Genomic DNA, 14,453 nt, shown 5'->3' on the forward strand with positions numbered 1-14,453 from the left:
CTCCCAGGACCCCGCTCCCCCCGGCGAAGGAAGCCTCGTTGAACCAGACGTACGCGCTGACCGCGGTCACCGTCGTCGTCCTGGTCACGGTCCTGGTCGGTGCGCTCGGCCTGCGGATATCGCGGACCACTTCCGACTTCTACGTCGCCTCCCGCACCGTGGGCCCCCGGCTCAACGCGGCGGCCATCAGCGGGGAGTACCTCTCCGCCGCCTCCTTCCTGGGGGTGGCGGGACTGGTGCTGCTCCAGGGGCCGGAGATGCTCTGGTACCCGGTCGGCTACACGGCCGGCTACCTGGTGCTGCTGGTGCTGGTCGCGGCCCCGCTGCGGCGCTCGGGCGCGTACACCCTCCCGGACTTCGCGGAGGACCGGCTTCAGTCGCGGGCGGTGCGTCGGATCGCGGTGCTGTTCGTGCTGGGGGTGGGCTGGCTCTACCTGCTGCCGCAGTTGCAGGGGGCCGGGCTGACGCTGGAGGTGCTGACCGGGGCCCCGCACTGGGCGGGCGGCGTGGTGGTGGCCTTCGTGGTCACCGCGGCCGTGGCGGCGGGCGGCATGCGCAGCATCACCTTCGTCCAGGCCTTCCAGTACTGGCTGAAGCTCACCGCCCTGCTGGTGCCCGCCTTCTTCCTGATCGCCGCCTGGGCCGGGGACGGCGCGCCCCGCGCCTCCTTCGACGCGCCGGCCGTCTTCCGCGAGCACACCGCCGTCACCGTGGGCGAGGACGTGCAGATCGGCGTGGACGCCCCGCTGACCGTGCGCGTGACGGGCCGGGTCGACGGGGTCCCGTACGCGGGCGCCGCGCTGACCCTGGAGTCCGGCCGGTACACGGTGGCCGGCGGTACCCGCCTGGAGTTCGCCCCCGGCAGCGTGGTCCCGGACTCCCGCACGGGCCCCGGCCCGGACGCGCCGGGCTGGTCGCGGCCGCTGTCGGGGGGCGAACACCGGCTGTACGCCACGTACGGGCTGATCCTCGCCACCTTCCTCGGCACCATGGGCCTGCCGCACGTGGCGGTGCGCTTCTACACCAGCCCCAACGGCCGGGCCGCCCGCCGCACCACCCTGGTCGTCCTCGGCCTGCTCGGGGTGTTCTACCTGCTGCCGCAGGTGTACGGGGCCCTGGGGCGGATCTACGCGCCCGAGCTGGCGCTGACCGGGGACGCGGACGCGGCGGTGCTGGTGCTGCCGGAGCGGGTGCTGGGCGGCCGGCTCGGGGACCTGCTCGGAGCGCTGCTGGCCGGGGGCGCCTTCGCGGCGTTCCTCTCGACGGCCTCCGGGCTGACCATGGCGGTGGCCGGGGTGCTGCACCAGGACGTGCTGCCCCGGCGCGGGGTGGGGACGTTCCGGCTGGCGGTGGTGGTGGCGATGGCGGTGCCGCTGGCGGGCGGGGCGGTGGCCACCGAGGTACCGGTCGCCGACGCGGTCGGGCTGGCCTTCGCGGTCTCGGCGTCCTCCTTCTGCCCCCTGCTGGTGCTCGGCATCTGGTGGCGCGGGCTGACCCCGCCCGGCGCGGTGGCCGGGCTGCTGACGGGGGGCGGGGCGGCTCTGGGCGCGGTGCTGGCCACCCGGGTGGGGGTGGTTCCGGCGGGCTGGGCGCACGCGCTGCTGGCCTGGCCGGCGGTGTGGTCGGTGCCGCTGGGCTTCCTCACCATGGTGGGGGTGTCGCTGGCGACCCGGTCCCGGATCCCGGCGGGGACGGCCGCCGCGCTGGCCCGGCTGCACCTGCCCGAGGACGTCGCCGGGGAGCGGGCGCCGGGGAGCGCACGGTGACCGGGACGGCGCTCGCGGTGCTGGCCGTGACGGTGGCGGCCCTGCTGCTGGGGCTGGGCTGGGCGGCGGGCCGCCGGCACGCCGGGCGCGGGGAGCGGTCCGCCGGGCTGGACCTGGGCACCCCGGTGGAGCGGGCCACGTTCCACACCCTGCACACGGCTTCGCTGGCCGCTCCCCCGCTGCGGGCGGGCCTCACCGAGGACGCCGCGCGCAAGGCGGCCCGGCGGCTGCGCTCGCTGCTGGGCACGGAGGCGCTGTGCCTGACCGACCGGGAGGCGGTGCTGGCCTGGGACGGGCCGGGCGCCGACCACCACCAGCGCCGGGCGATGGCCCGGGTGGCGCTGATGCTCCGCTCGGGCCGCAGCCTGAGCCTGCGCACGGAGTGCCCGCGGCCCGGCTGCCCGCTGAAGTGGGCGGTGTTCGCCCCGCTGACGGGCGAGGACGGGGTGCTGGGGGCGCTGGTCGCCTACGGGTCGCGGGAGTCGGCGGTGCTGGTGCGGGCGGCGACGGAGGTGGCGCGCTGGGTCTCCGTACAGCTGGAGCTCTCGGAGCTGGACCGGGCGCGGACCCGGCTGATGGAGGCCGAGATCAAGGCGCTGCGGGCGCAGATCTCCCCGCACTTCATCTTCAACTCCCTCGCGGCCATCGCCTCGTTCGTGCGGACCGATCCGGAGCGGGCGCGGGAGCTGTTGCTGGAGTTCGCCGACTTCACCCGGTACTCCTTCCGCCGGCACGGTGAATTCACCACCCTGGCCGAGGAGTTGCGTTCGATCGAGCAGTACCTCGCGCTGGCCGGCGCCCGGTTCGGGGACCGGCTGAAGGTCACCTTGCAGGTGGCGCCGGAGGTGCTGCCGGTGGCGCTGCCCTTCCTGTGCCTCCAGCCGCTGGTGGAGAACGCGGTGAAGCACGGGGTGGAGGATTCCACCGAGGAGTGCCGGATCACGATCGCCGCCCGGGACGCCGGCGCGGAGGCGGTGCTGACCATCGAGGACAACGGCGTCGGCATGGATCCTGCGCTGCTGCGGCGGATCCTGTCCGGGGAGCGTCCGGGGGCCTCCTCGGGCATCGGGCTGCCGAACGTCGACGAGCGGATGCGGCAGGTCTACGGGGACGCGTACGGGCTGGTCGTCGAGACGGCCGTCGGCGCGGGCATGAAGATCACGGTCCGGATCCCCAAGTACCGGGCGGGCGTGCACACTTCACCCCCGGCGGGCTCCGCTCCGGCCGGACCCGCCGGTGGCCCCGGCCGTCCGCGGGGGACGGACCGGGGCCACCGGGAAGGGGACTAGGCACTAGCTCCAGCTGGCGTGCAGCGGCTTGCCCTCGGCGTAGCCGGCCGCGGACTGGATGCCGACGACGGCGTTCTCCTCGAACTCCGCGAGGGAGCCGGCACCGGCGTAGGTGCAGGAGGAGCGGACGCCGGCGATGATCGAGTCGATCAGGTCCTCGACGCCCGGGCGGGCGGGGTCCAGGAACATCCGGGAGGTGGAGATGCCCTCCTCGAACAGCGCCTTGCGGGCGCGGTCGTAGGCCGACTCCTCCGAGGTGCGGTTGCGCACCGCGCGGGCGGAGGCCATGCCGAAGGACTCCTTGTAGAAGCGCCCGTCGGCGGACTGCTGGAGGTCGCCCGGGGACTCGTACGTCCCGGCGAACCAGGAACCGATCATGACGTTGGACGCACCGGCGGCCAGCGCCATGGCCACGTCGCGCGGGTGGCGGACGCCGCCGTCGGCCCAGACGTGCTTGCCGTACTTCTTGGCCTCGGCGGCGCACTCCAGCACCGCGGAGAACTGCGGGCGGCCGACGCCGGTCATCATGCGGGTGGTGCACATCGCGCCGGGGCCCACGCCGACCTTGATGATGTCGGCGCCGGCCTCGATGAGGTCCTTGACGCCCTCGGCGGCGACGATGTTGCCCGCGACGATCGGGACCCGCGGGTCCAGCGCGCGGACGGCCTTGATCGCGTTGATCATCGATTCCTGGTGGCCGTGGGCCGTGTCGATGACCAGCGTGTCGACGCCCGCGTCGAGCAGCTGCTTGGCCTTGGCGACGAAGTCGCCGTTGATGCCGACGGCCGCGGCGATGCGCAGCTTGCCGTTGGCGTCGGTGGCCGGGGTGTAGAGGGTCGCGCGCAGGGCGGCCTTGCGGGTGAGGATGCCGACGAGCCGGCCGTCCCCGTCGACGGCGGGGGCCAGCTTGCGGTGGCCGGCGTCGAGCTGGTTGAAGGCGTCGCGGGGGTCGATGTCGGCGTCGATGAGCAGCAGCTCCTTCGACATGACCTCGGAGAGCTGGGTGAAGCGGTCCACGCCGGTCAGGTCGTGGTCGGTGACGACGCCGACGGGGCGGCCCTCGCCGTCCACGACGACACCGGCGCCGTGGGCCCGCTTGGGCAGCAGGGAGAGCGCGTCGGCGACGGTCTGGGTGGGCGCCAGCGTGATCGGGGTGTCGAGCACGAGGTGGCGGGTCTTGACCCAGGAGATGACGTCGGTGACGACCTCGATCGGAATGTCCTGGGGGATGACGACGATTCCACCGCGGCGGGCCACGGTCTCCGCCATCCGGCGGCCCGCGATGGCGGTCATGTTCGCCACGACGAGCGGGATCGTGGTGCCGGTGCCGTCGGGGGAGGAGAGGTCGACGGCCTGTCGGGAGCCGACCGCGGAGCGGCTCGGCACCATGAACACATCGTCGTACGTCAGGTCGTACGGCGGCTTCAGGTCATTGAGGAAACGCACGTGCTGAACATCCCAGTCGATCGAAGGATTCCTTCTGAGTGGCTGACGGGGTCAGCCGAGGAAACGCACGTACTTCATTCTCCCATGCCCCGGGGTTCACACCGCCCGGGGCGATCGTCCAGGACGGTGCGGTCCTCTTGGTCGGTTCCTACGGGACCTTGGTCCTGTGGCCGTGCAGGGGGCGGAATCCGCCGGTGAGGGGGGTGGCGCCGGCCCCGTGGCGGACGGCGGTGAACTCGGCGGCGATGGCCAGGGCGGTCTCCTCGGGGGTGCGTCCGCCCAGGTCGAGCCCGATGGGCGATCTGAGCCGGGCCAGGCCGGCCTCGCTCACCCCCGCGGCCCGCAGCCGGGCCGTGCGCTCCGCGTGGGTGCGGCGCGAGCCCATGGCGCCGACGTAGGCCAGCGGGAGCCGCAGGGCCAGTGCGAGGACGGGTACGTCGAACTTGGCGTCGTGGGTCAGGACGCATACGGCCGTACGGGGGTCCAGGCGGCCGGCGGCGTGTTCGGCGGCGAGGTGGCGGTGCGGCCAGTCCACGATCACCTCGTCGGCGCCGGGGAAGCGCTGCGGGGTCGCGAAGACGGGCCGGGCGTCGCAGACGGTGACCCGGTGTCCGAGGAAGGCGCCCATCCGGGCCAGGGCGGAGGCGAAGTCGACGGCCCCGTAGACGATCAGCCGCGGCGGTTCGGCGGCGGATTCCACGAGCAGGGTGAGCGGCGCTCCGCACAGTCCCCCGGCGGTGCCGAGCTCGGCGGTGCCGGTGCGACCGGCCTGGAGCAGGGCGCGGACCCGGTCGGCGGCGGCCCGGTCCAGGGCCGCGCCGCCGCTCAGGCCGCCCACGTAGCTGCCGTCGGCGTGGACGGCCAGGGCCCGGCCGAGCTGCCCGGGCGGGCCGCTGACGACGCGGGCGAGCGCGGCGCGGGTCCCGTCGGCGGCGGCGTCGAGCACGGAGCCGAGCACGGGCCGGACGGGGTCCTGTCCGCGTACCGGGGTGACCAGCACGTCCAGGATCCCGCCGCAGGTCAGACCCACCGCGAAGGCGTCGTCGTCGCTGTAGCCGAAGCGGTGCACGCCGCCTTCGCCGGAGGCGATGGCCTCCAGGCACAGCTCGTGCACGGCGGACTCCACGCAGCCGCCGGAGAGGGAGCCGAGCGCGGTGCCGCCGGCGTCCACGGCCAGGGAGGCGCCCGGTCCGCGCGGCGCGCTGCCGCTGACGGCGACGACGGTGGCGAGCGCGAACTCCCGGCGCTCGGCACACCAGGCCCGCAGGGCCCCGGCGATGTCGAGCATCAGCGGATGAATTCGCGGCGCGGGGACTGCCCGGGGATGAGCGGTCTCGGGGGCAGGACGGCGGGCGGTCTGCCGCCGGGAGTGCCGGGGTAGCGGGCGGGTGCGGCGGCGGCCAGGGCCACGGGGTCGGGATGGCGGCCGCCGGCGGCCAGCAGCCGGGCGGCGTGGGCGACGCTGGCGAGGGTGGCGTGGTGGTGCCAGCCGCGGAAGGAGCGGCCCTCGAAATCGCGGATGCCGACGGGTTCGCAGGTCCCGGTGAAGTCCAGGGAGACCCGGTCGGTGAGTTTGGCCAGCAGGAAGAGCTGGGCGAGGGGCCGGTCGGCGATGTTGGTGATCCAGAACTCGGAGGGCAGCAGGGCGGCTTCGGTCCAGGCGCCGACCAGCAGCAGCCCGGTGGGCGGTGCGGCGGCGGCCCGGTCCTCGCCGGTGGCGGCGAGGATGGGCGCCGAGGTGAGCAGGGTCACCGCTCCCTCGGCGCGGCCGTGCCGGGTCCATTCGACGACCCGGCGCTGGGAGCGCAGCGAGTCGATCAGTTCGCGGGCGGGGGCGGTGTGCGGTCCGGGCTTGTGGCGGCCCGCGCCGCCGAAGGAGACGGGCAGGGAGCCGTCGACCTTGAGGACGAAGGGGATGTCCTGGAGGGCGAAGGCCTCGACGGTCTGGGGCAGGTCGGGGTTGGAGACCTCCATGACGACCGGGCGGCGCTGGAGCTGCCAGTTCGCCGCCATCCGCTGGACGGCGTGCACGGCGTCCTGGGCGGGGGTCAGGGAGCGCGCGGTGTCGGGGATGCCGGCCCGCCGCCGGTGCAGCAGTTCGCTGGTCCAGGGCCCGGGGAGGGTGAGCGTCCATTCGACGGGGAAGCTGGCGTCGCTGGAGGCGAGCCAGATGCCGCCCGCCTGCTGGCAGTTGGCGGTGCGGCCGAGCTGGGGGACGAACTGGCGGCCGACTCCGACGGAGCGGTCGCCGGCCTTCTCTATGACCATGGGCTGGACGACCCAGGCCAGGGGGCGCTGGGCGGTGCGTTCCAGGTGCTGGGCGAGGGAGCGGCGGACGGGGGTCCAGTCCCACGGCGACTTGCTGATGAACTGCTGGAGGCTCTGCTCGACGGAACTGGCCCCCGTTCCGGCGATGTTACGGATCGTTTTCTTACCGGTCGTCCGCACGAGGCCGTTCAGATAAACGCGGGCCCAGTTTCTCTGGTCCCGCCGGGGTAATGATTCGAAGAAAAGGGAAATCAGCACGTCGATCAAATCGGAGATTTCCTTCGCGGATTCCTCCGGCAGGACTGCGCGAGCCATCTGGGCCTCCCCCGCGACCAGACTAGATCCGTTACCCTACTTGACCGCGGAGAACGGCCGTAGGCCCTGGCGGCTACTTCCTGAGGTCGCTGGCAGATTCGAGCCGCTCTTCCTCTACCACGAGCGGGATGGGGATCTGGTTCGCCGCATAGTAGAGCGCGATAACAAAGTGTGCGACGAGAGTGAGAGGTGCCGAAAAGAAGGACAGGACGACGGTCAAGGGGTAGGCGACCGCACCGAGTCCGAACCGCATCCGGGTGGCCCGGGCCCCCTCTTTGTCCACCGTTTCGTGGAAGAGGTGGCCGACCTGGGTGACGTACCACCAGAATCCCAGGAAGGCGAGAGCGTACACGACGGTCCAGGCGCTGTAGAGGAGGGCGGCCACGTTGGCCGAATCCTCGTCCGTGAGGTGCTCGGCGAGGACGTTGGTCGTATACGGAATCACCGTCACCACCATCAGCACCAGAAGATTCAGGAACAACAGCGGCCGGTCGACCCGCTTGAGGTGGCTGAAGATCGTGTGGTGGTTCACCCACATCACGCCGATGATGAGGAAACTCACCAGATAGGCGGCGTAGTGCGGCCATTGTTCCCACAGGCCGTGCCACAGCGCCGATCCTTCCCCATCCGGAACCTTTAACTCCAGCACCAGAATGGTGATCACGATGGCGAATACGCCGTCGCTGAACGCCTCCACGCGGTTGGTTTCCTGCTCCATCGCCCCGGCCTCCCCTTCACCGAATCATTCACGTGTGCGGGGAGAGCGTATGCCCCGCCCTCCCCGCACACGCTACCCAGGAAAGGGACCTCAGCCGCCGAATCCGGCGGTCTGGCGCCAGATCCGGCCATCGCGGACGACGAGTGTCCCGAACGCGTGCTCCGGCTCTCCGTTCAGATTCATGATCGCCCGGTAGAAGATGGTGTCCTCGGTCTCGATGTACTCCTGGAGTTCGACCAGAGTGGGCTTCACCGTGAGATAGCCGGTGAACGTCTCGCGAACTGCCTCGATGCCCACCGAGGCGCCCTCGAAGCGCAGCAGGACGGCGTCGTCCGTGTAGTTCTTCATCACCGCCTCGATGTCCAGGGCGGCCAGCGCCTCCATCTGGCGGACGAACACCGGGTGCAGCGTGGCGATGTCGTACTTGGCCATGATTCGACTCCTCTTCCTGGGGTGACGGGTGGTGCCGTGCTGACGTCCGGGCCGCCGCGCCGCCGGACCGGCGGGTGACGGTGCGGACGCGGGTGCGGCCGGCGCCGGTTCAGCCGGCGGCGGCCGCGGCCGGTGCGGCCGGTGCGGCCGGTGCGAGGGGCAGCCGGACCACCATCCGGGTCTCGCCCGGACGGGAGCGGGCCGTGAGCGATCCGTGGTGGCGCTGGGTCACGATCCGGTAGCTGAGGTGCAGCCCCAGGCCCGTGCCCTTGCCCACGTCCTTGGTGGTGTAGAAGGGTTCGAAGATGCGGGGCAGCACCTCCTCGGGGATGCCCCGCCCGGTGTCGGTGACCTCCACGACCATGCAGACGCCCTCGGCCCGGACCCGCAGGGTGAGCGTGCCCGCGCCCTCCATGGCCTCGGCCGCGTTGTCGACCAGGTTGGTCCACACCTGGTTCAGCTCCCCCGGGTAGCCGGTGAGCTCGGGCAGGGCGGGATCGTAGGCGCGGACGATGGTGATCCCGGTGAGTTTGGCGCGCAGCACGACCAGGGTGTTCTCCAGGCCCTCGGTGACCGCGAAGCGCTGTTCGGGAGCCCGGTCGAGGTTGGCGTAGTCCCGGGTGGCGGCGACCAGCTGGGAGATCCTGGGGCCCGCCGCGCGCAGTTCGGCGGCCAGCGAGCGGGCTTCCAGCAGCGCCGCGAGGTGGTCCAGGGCGACGGGCAGCCGGTCGGCCGCCAGCCCGGCCAGCCGCTGCGGCAGCCAGTCCGCCTCCAGCCCGAGGTCGGCGGCCCCGGAGCCGAGCAGCCCGGCGCGTTCGGCGCCCGCCCCCTCGGCCCAGTCGGCGATCTCCTCCTCGGCGTCCGCCTGCGCGAGCGGGTCGGTGGTCCCGGGCGGCGGGAGCTCGTCCAGCTCCACCGCGATCCGGTCCATGACCGTACGCTCCGCGGCCGTGGCGGCCGCGCCCCACGCGCAGGCGGTGGCGGTGAGGCGCTCCAGGGCGGGGAGGAGTTCCTGTGCGGCGCGGGCCACGGCGGCCGCCGGGTTGTTCAGCTCGTGCGCCAGTCCGGCGGCGAGGGTGCCGAGGGCTTCGACGGTGGCCCGTTTGCGGGCCTGCACCTCGGAGGACTTGATCCGCCAGGCCAGGACCGGGAGGAGGACGGCCGCCACCCCGTGGCAGCGGGTCAGCATCTCGAAGAAGACCGGCTTCGGATAGGCCACGACGGTGGTGGCGGGGCCGCTCGCGGCGGCGGTGGCCACGTACGACCCCTCCGTGAGCAGCGGCAGCTCGCCGGTGAAGCGGTGGGCCGCCGGCGGCTTGCCGTCGTGCTCCTCGGCCGCGCCGCCGTCCTCCTCGGTGGAGTGGCGGGTCAGGACCTCCTCGCGGCCGTCGACGACCTTGGTGACCACCAGCCCGCCGGAGAGCAGGACGTGGAAGCGGGTGGCTTCCTCCCCGTCGCGGAAGAGGACCTCGCCGTCGGCGAGGACCCGCGGCTCGGAGACCGAGACGAGCCAGTCCAGCTGGTCCTCGGTGAGCCCGGCGAAGATCTCCAGCCCGTACAGGGCGTCCCGCAGTTCCTTCGGTTCCCTGCCGTTCGTCGCGGCGGCGCTCACGCCGTGCTCCCTTCCGCCCTGGTGCGCGCGGCCAGCCGCAGGGTCGCGAACAGGGCCAGCGCGCACACCGCGGCCACGGCGGCCATGAAGCCGACCGAGGTGCGCTGCAGGCCGTGGATGTCGGTCAGCGCTCCGGCGAGGACCGCCGGAACGCTCATGGCGAGGTACGCGAACACGTAGACGGCGGCGGTCAGTTCGCCGCGGTGCGCGGGCTCGGCGAGCGAGCTCAGGGCCCGGAAGGAGCCCAGGAAGGCGGCGCCCCAGCCGCTGCCGAGGACGGCGGTGGCGACGAGGAAGACGACCGCCGAGCCCAGTCCCAGCGCGAGCAGCACCAGGGCGAGCCCGGCGAGCAGCCCGAGCAGGCCCAGCACGGCGGTGCGCAGTGCTTCGGTGCGGCCCAGCAGCAGCTGGGCGGCGGTGGCGGCGCCCGCGAGCAGGGCCACCGTGGCCCCGCCGGCCAGGTAGTTGGTGGAGTGGAGCAGGGACAGGGCCAGGTGGGGGCCGAGCGAGAGGTAGAAGCCGCCGACGGTCCAGACGGCGACGATGGTCAGGACGAGCACGGCGAAGCGGCCGCGCGCCGCGGCGGGCACCCGGATCCGGCGCGGCACCACCCGCAGCCGGCCGCCGCCCGCCCCGGGAGCGCTCTCGCCCATGCGCGCGACGCCGATCAGGGTGAGCGCGAACGCCCCGACCAGCAGCAGGTAGCTGAGCGCGGTGGGCGCGGGGGCGTACTGGACGAGGAGTCCGGCGCCGAGCCCGCCGAGCCCGATGCCGACGGTCGGTCCCGCGCTGTTGACCTGGGCGCCGAGCGCGGGCCGCGAGCGCGGGCTGAGTTCGAGCAGGGCGGCGCCCATCGCGCCGGTGGCCAGGCCCACCGCCAGGCCCTGGACGGCGCGGGCGGCGAGCAGCAGGCCCAGCCCCCCGGCCCCGGCGAACAGGCCCATGGAGACGATCGCCAGGACCAGGGCGGCGCCGAGCACGGGGCGGCGGCCCGCGCTGTCCGAGAGGGAGCCGAACAGCAGGAGGCCGGCGAGCACGGTGACGGCGTAGACGGCGAAGACCACCGTGACGCTGCCCGGGGACAGGCCCCACTCCCGCTGGTAGAGGACGTAGAGGGCGGAGGGCACGGAGGAGGAGAGCATCAGCAGGACGAGCACCGCACCCACCACCCAGAAGCCGGACGGTCTGGCGGGACCGGCCGCGCGGGCGGCGGCCGGGTGGTGGCGCGCGGGGTGCACGGCGTCCGTGCCGGTCGTCGTCTCGGTCGGTTCGGCCACTTGCGTCAACTCCCCTCCTCCTGGGGCCCGGTGGGCGCTCAGGTGCTGATCCGGGCCGCCCTGGCGAGCGCGCGGGCGGTGAGTACGCCCGCGAGGTGGCCGAGGTACTCGGCCGAGGTGCCGCGCCCGGGGACGAACAGCTCCCGGGGCTCGGCGCGGAAGGCCGCGAGCACCGCCTCGGTGGTGTACGGGCCGCCGCGCAGCCGGTCCTCGACCCCGCGCAGGCGCAGGGCCCGGGGGGTGGCTCCGGTGACGGCGATCCGCGGCCCGTCGGGGGTGAGGCGTACGGCGGCGGCGCACAGCGGGTAGCGGGTGGCTCGGTCGGCGGTCTTCTCGAAGGCCGCGGCCGGTCCCGCGCCGGGCACCAGCAGGGCGGTGAGCACCGATCCGGCGGGCGGGCCGGTTTCGGCGAACGCCTCGGCCGCCATCCGGATCCGCCCGCCGGGGCCGGCCAGCTCGACCTCCGCACCGGCGGCGACGGCGGCGACCGGGAGGTCGGTGGGCCGGCCCGTGACGGCCAGGTTGCCGCCGGTGGTGCCGAGATTGCGGACCTGGGGGTCGCCGTTGGCGCGGGCCGCCGCGGCCAGTCCGGGCGCCGCGGCCCGGACCAGGGGGTGCGCGGCGAGTTCGGCGAGGGTGGTCAGGGCGCCGATGCGCAGGCTCCCCCCGGCGGACCCGATGCCCCGCAGCTCCGCGAGGTGGCGTACGTCGACCAGCAGGCGGGCCGTGTCGGCGCCGGTGCGCAGGCCGGGCAGCAGGCTCTGGCCGCCGGCCAGCACCCGGGCGCCGGGGCCGGCTAGCAGGTCCAGTGCCTCGTCGAGTCCGGCGGGCCGGACGTAGTCGAAGTCGGTGAGGATCACTGCGTCTCTCCCTGGATGCGGCGCCAGACCTTCTCGGGGGTCAGCGGCATGTCGATGTGCCGGACGCCCAGGTCGCCGAGGGCGTCGACGACGGCGTTGACCACGGCGGCGGCGGGCGGGACGGTGGCGATCTCGCCCGCGCCCTTGGCGCCGAGCGGGTTGTGCGGCGAGGGGGTGACGGTCTTGTCGAGGGCGAAGAAGGGCACGTCGGCGGCGCGCGGCAGGGCGTAGTGGTTCAGGTCGGAGCTGATCAGGAGGCCGTTCTCGTCGTACTCGGCGGCTTCCATCAGGGCCTGCCCGAGGCCGTGCACGATGCTGCCCTCGATCTGGCCGTGGACGATCTTCGGGTTGCCGATGTTCCCGGCGTCGTCGACGGCGGTGTAGGCCACCACCTCCGTCTCGCCGGTCAGTTCGTCGACCTCGACGACCGCGACGTGCGTGCCGAAGGGGTAGTTGAAGTCCGGCGGGTCGAAGTGCGTGGTCTCGTCGAGGGCCGGCTCGATCTCCGGGGGCAGTCCCCAGCCGTACCACATGGCCATGGCGAGCTCGGCGAAGGTCTTGGTGTTCTGCGGGTTGCCGTCCTCGTGGACCGCGCCGTCCCGGTAGACGACCTTCTCCTCGGGGACGCCCAGGAAGACGGCCCCCGCCCTGACGAGCTTGGTCTTGATCTTGCGGGCGGTCAGCGCGATGGCGGGCGCGGCCATGCTGTAGGAGCGGGAACCGTAGGTGCCCTGTCCGTACGGGGCCTTCTGGGTGTCGGCCTCGAACACCTGCACCTGGGCCGGGTCGATGCCGAGTTCGTCGGCGGCGACCATCGCGAAGACCGTGTGGTGGCTCTGGCCGGTGGAGGCGGAGCCGACGGTGACGGTGACCTCGCCGGTGGGGTGGACGCGGATGTTCGCGCTCTCCCAGGTGCCGCCGAGCATGCCCTCCTTGGACATCCGGGTGGAGGGGCCGACCCCGCAGATCGCCACGTAGGTGGCGATGCCGACGCCGAGCCGCTTGCCGCGGGTGCGCGCCTCGGCCTTGCGGGCCGGCATGCCGGCGTAGTCGGACAGGGCGATGGCCTTGTCGAAGTTCAGCTGGTAGTTCCCGGAGTCGTAGGTCCAGCCCAGACCGTTGTCGTAGGGGAACTTCTCCTTCGGCACGAGGTTCATGCGCCGGACCGCCGCCGGGTCCATGCCGATCTCCGAGGCGTAGCGGTCGACGAGGCGTTCCATCAGGAACGCGGCCTCGGCGCGCCCGCTGCCGCGCTGGGCACCGAGCGAGACGGTGTTGGTGAAGGCGGCGTAGACCTCGCAGAAGGCCGCGTCGATGTCGTACATGCCGCTGATGGAGCGGCCCATCAGGGCGGTGGCGACGCCGGGGCCGATGGTGGAGGGGTAGGCGCCGAGGTTGGCGTAACTGGTGCAGCGCACGGCGGTGATGCGGCCGTCGCGGGTCCCGGCGAGGGTGACGTGCTGGCGGTGGTCGCGGCCCTGGACCGTGGAGTTCATCAGCCCGGTGCGGGTGTCCACCCATTTCACCGGGCGGCGCAGCGCCTTGGACAGCAGCAGGACCAGCGCCATGTCGGGGTAGAGGTAACCCTTGGTGCCGAAGCTCCCGCCGACGGTGGGGGCGATCACCCGGAGCTTGTTGAAGGGGATCCCGAGGACCAGCCCGGCGAGCAGGAAGCGGTGGTTGTGCGGGCCCTGGGTGGAGGCGTAGAGGGTGTACTCGTCGGTGGCGGCGTTGTAGTCGCCGACCGCGCCGCGCGGCTCGATGGGGCTGTTGATGGTGCGCTGGTTGACCAGGTCCAGCTCCACCGTCACCTCGGCGGCGGCGATGGCCGCGTCGGTGCGGTCCTTGTCGCCGCAGGTCCAGTAGGCGTTCAGGTTCCCGGGAACGGCCTCGTGGAGCTGGGGCGCGCCCTCGGCGAGGGCTTCGTCGGCGCGGGTGACCACGGGCAGCGGCTCGTACTCGACGTGGATGGCGGCGAGCGCGGCGGCGGCCTGGCGCGGGGTCTCGGCGACGACCACGGCGACCGGATCGCCGACGTGGCGCACGGCGTCGCCGCTCAGCACGGGGCGCGAGCCGGGCAGGCCGTAGGGGTGCGGCGGGAAGTGGCTCTCGACCCCGCCGGGGATCCAGATGCAGGGCAGCGGCATCACGTCGGTGAAGTCGGCGGCGGTGGCCACCTTCAGGACGCCCGGCAGCTGCTCGGCGGCCTTGGTCTCGATGCCGAGGATCCTGGCGTGGGCCACCGGGCTGCCCAGGATGGCCATGTGCGCGGTGCCCGGCAGGTCGATGTCCGCCACGTACGTGGCCTCGCCGCGCAGCAGCTGCGGATCCTCGCGGGCGTCCATCGGCGTGCCGAGGACGGTGTGCTCCTCGGGTACGGGGCCCGGTCCGGCCGGCGTCTGCTCGGGCGGTGCCCCGGCCGGGGCGGTCTGCGTCGCGGCGGTCTCCCCCGTCACTGCGGTCATCTCCC

11 protein-coding genes are annotated in these 14,453 nt (G+C 73.5%); 2 read left to right on the forward strand and 9 right to left on the reverse strand.

All coding sequences use genetic code 11. The annotated features are described in order from the left end of the window. Positions 1-38: 38 nt before the first annotated feature. A complete protein-coding gene (locus ACGFXC_RS18330) occupies positions 39-1,766 on the forward strand; it encodes a cation acetate symporter (RefSeq protein WP_393713943.1) in 1,728 nt (575 codons plus the stop codon). Beyond that, positions 1,763-3,055 carry a sensor histidine kinase gene (locus ACGFXC_RS18335; RefSeq protein WP_393713945.1) on the forward strand — a complete coding sequence of 431 codons (1,293 nt, stop codon included), beginning with the start codon at positions 1,763-1,765 and terminating at the stop codon, positions 3,053-3,055. Before ACGFXC_RS18330 ends, ACGFXC_RS18335 begins: the two co-directional genes overlap by 4 nt. 3 nt (positions 3,056-3,058) lie before the next feature. On the opposite strand, the gene ACGFXC_RS18340 is transcribed toward ACGFXC_RS18335, so the two are convergent. The 9 genes from ACGFXC_RS18340 to ACGFXC_RS18380 form a co-directional block, all read right to left on the reverse strand. Continuing rightward, the gene (locus ACGFXC_RS18340) at positions 3,059-4,501 is read right to left on the reverse strand and encodes a GuaB1 family IMP dehydrogenase-related protein (RefSeq protein ID WP_393713947.1); all 1,443 of its coding nucleotides are present in this window, start codon (positions 4,499-4,501) and stop codon (positions 3,059-3,061) included. A gap of 148 nt (positions 4,502-4,649) precedes the next feature. Further along, complete coding sequence (locus ACGFXC_RS18345) at positions 4,650-5,789, reverse strand: XdhC family protein (protein ID WP_393713949.1); 1,140 nt, start codon at positions 5,787-5,789, stop codon at positions 4,650-4,652. Next, entirely contained in the window at positions 5,789-7,084 is a 1,296-nt protein-coding gene (locus ACGFXC_RS18350) for an IS701 family transposase (RefSeq protein ID WP_393713951.1), read from the reverse strand. The genes ACGFXC_RS18345 and ACGFXC_RS18350 overlap by 1 nt, the downstream gene beginning before the upstream one ends. A gap of 73 nt (positions 7,085-7,157) precedes the next feature. Then, complete coding sequence (locus tag ACGFXC_RS18355) at positions 7,158-7,802, reverse strand: TMEM175 family protein (RefSeq protein ID WP_393713953.1); 645 nt, start codon at positions 7,800-7,802, stop codon at positions 7,158-7,160. 90 nt (positions 7,803-7,892) lie between these two features. After that, on the reverse strand, positions 7,893-8,234 hold the full coding sequence (locus ACGFXC_RS18360) for a nuclear transport factor 2 family protein (RefSeq protein ID WP_351827110.1): 342 nt from the start codon (positions 8,232-8,234) through the stop codon (positions 7,893-7,895). Between the two features lie 109 nt (positions 8,235-8,343). After that, the gene (locus tag ACGFXC_RS18365; RefSeq protein WP_393713954.1) at positions 8,344-9,846 is read right to left on the reverse strand and encodes an ATP-binding protein; all 1,503 of its coding nucleotides are present in this window, start codon (positions 9,844-9,846) and stop codon (positions 8,344-8,346) included. Further along, on the reverse strand, positions 9,843-11,123 hold the full coding sequence (locus tag ACGFXC_RS18370; protein ID WP_393713956.1) for an MFS transporter: 1,281 nt from the start codon (positions 11,121-11,123) through the stop codon (positions 9,843-9,845). Before ACGFXC_RS18370 ends, ACGFXC_RS18365 begins: the two co-directional genes overlap by 4 nt. A 38-nt stretch (positions 11,124-11,161) precedes the next feature. Further along, the gene (locus ACGFXC_RS18375; protein ID WP_393713957.1) at positions 11,162-11,983 is read right to left on the reverse strand and encodes an FAD binding domain-containing protein; all 822 of its coding nucleotides are present in this window, start codon (positions 11,981-11,983) and stop codon (positions 11,162-11,164) included. Beyond that, positions 11,980-14,448 carry a xanthine dehydrogenase family protein molybdopterin-binding subunit gene (locus tag ACGFXC_RS18380; RefSeq protein ID WP_393713959.1) on the reverse strand — a complete coding sequence of 823 codons (2,469 nt, stop codon included), beginning with the start codon at positions 14,446-14,448 and terminating at the stop codon, positions 11,980-11,982. The genes ACGFXC_RS18375 and ACGFXC_RS18380 overlap by 4 nt, the downstream gene beginning before the upstream one ends. Positions 14,449-14,453: the final 5 nt, after the last annotated feature.

Source organism: Streptomyces sp. NPDC048507, from assembly GCF_043199995.1.
Taxonomy (GTDB): Bacteria; Actinomycetota; Actinomycetes; order Streptomycetales; family Streptomycetaceae; genus Streptomyces.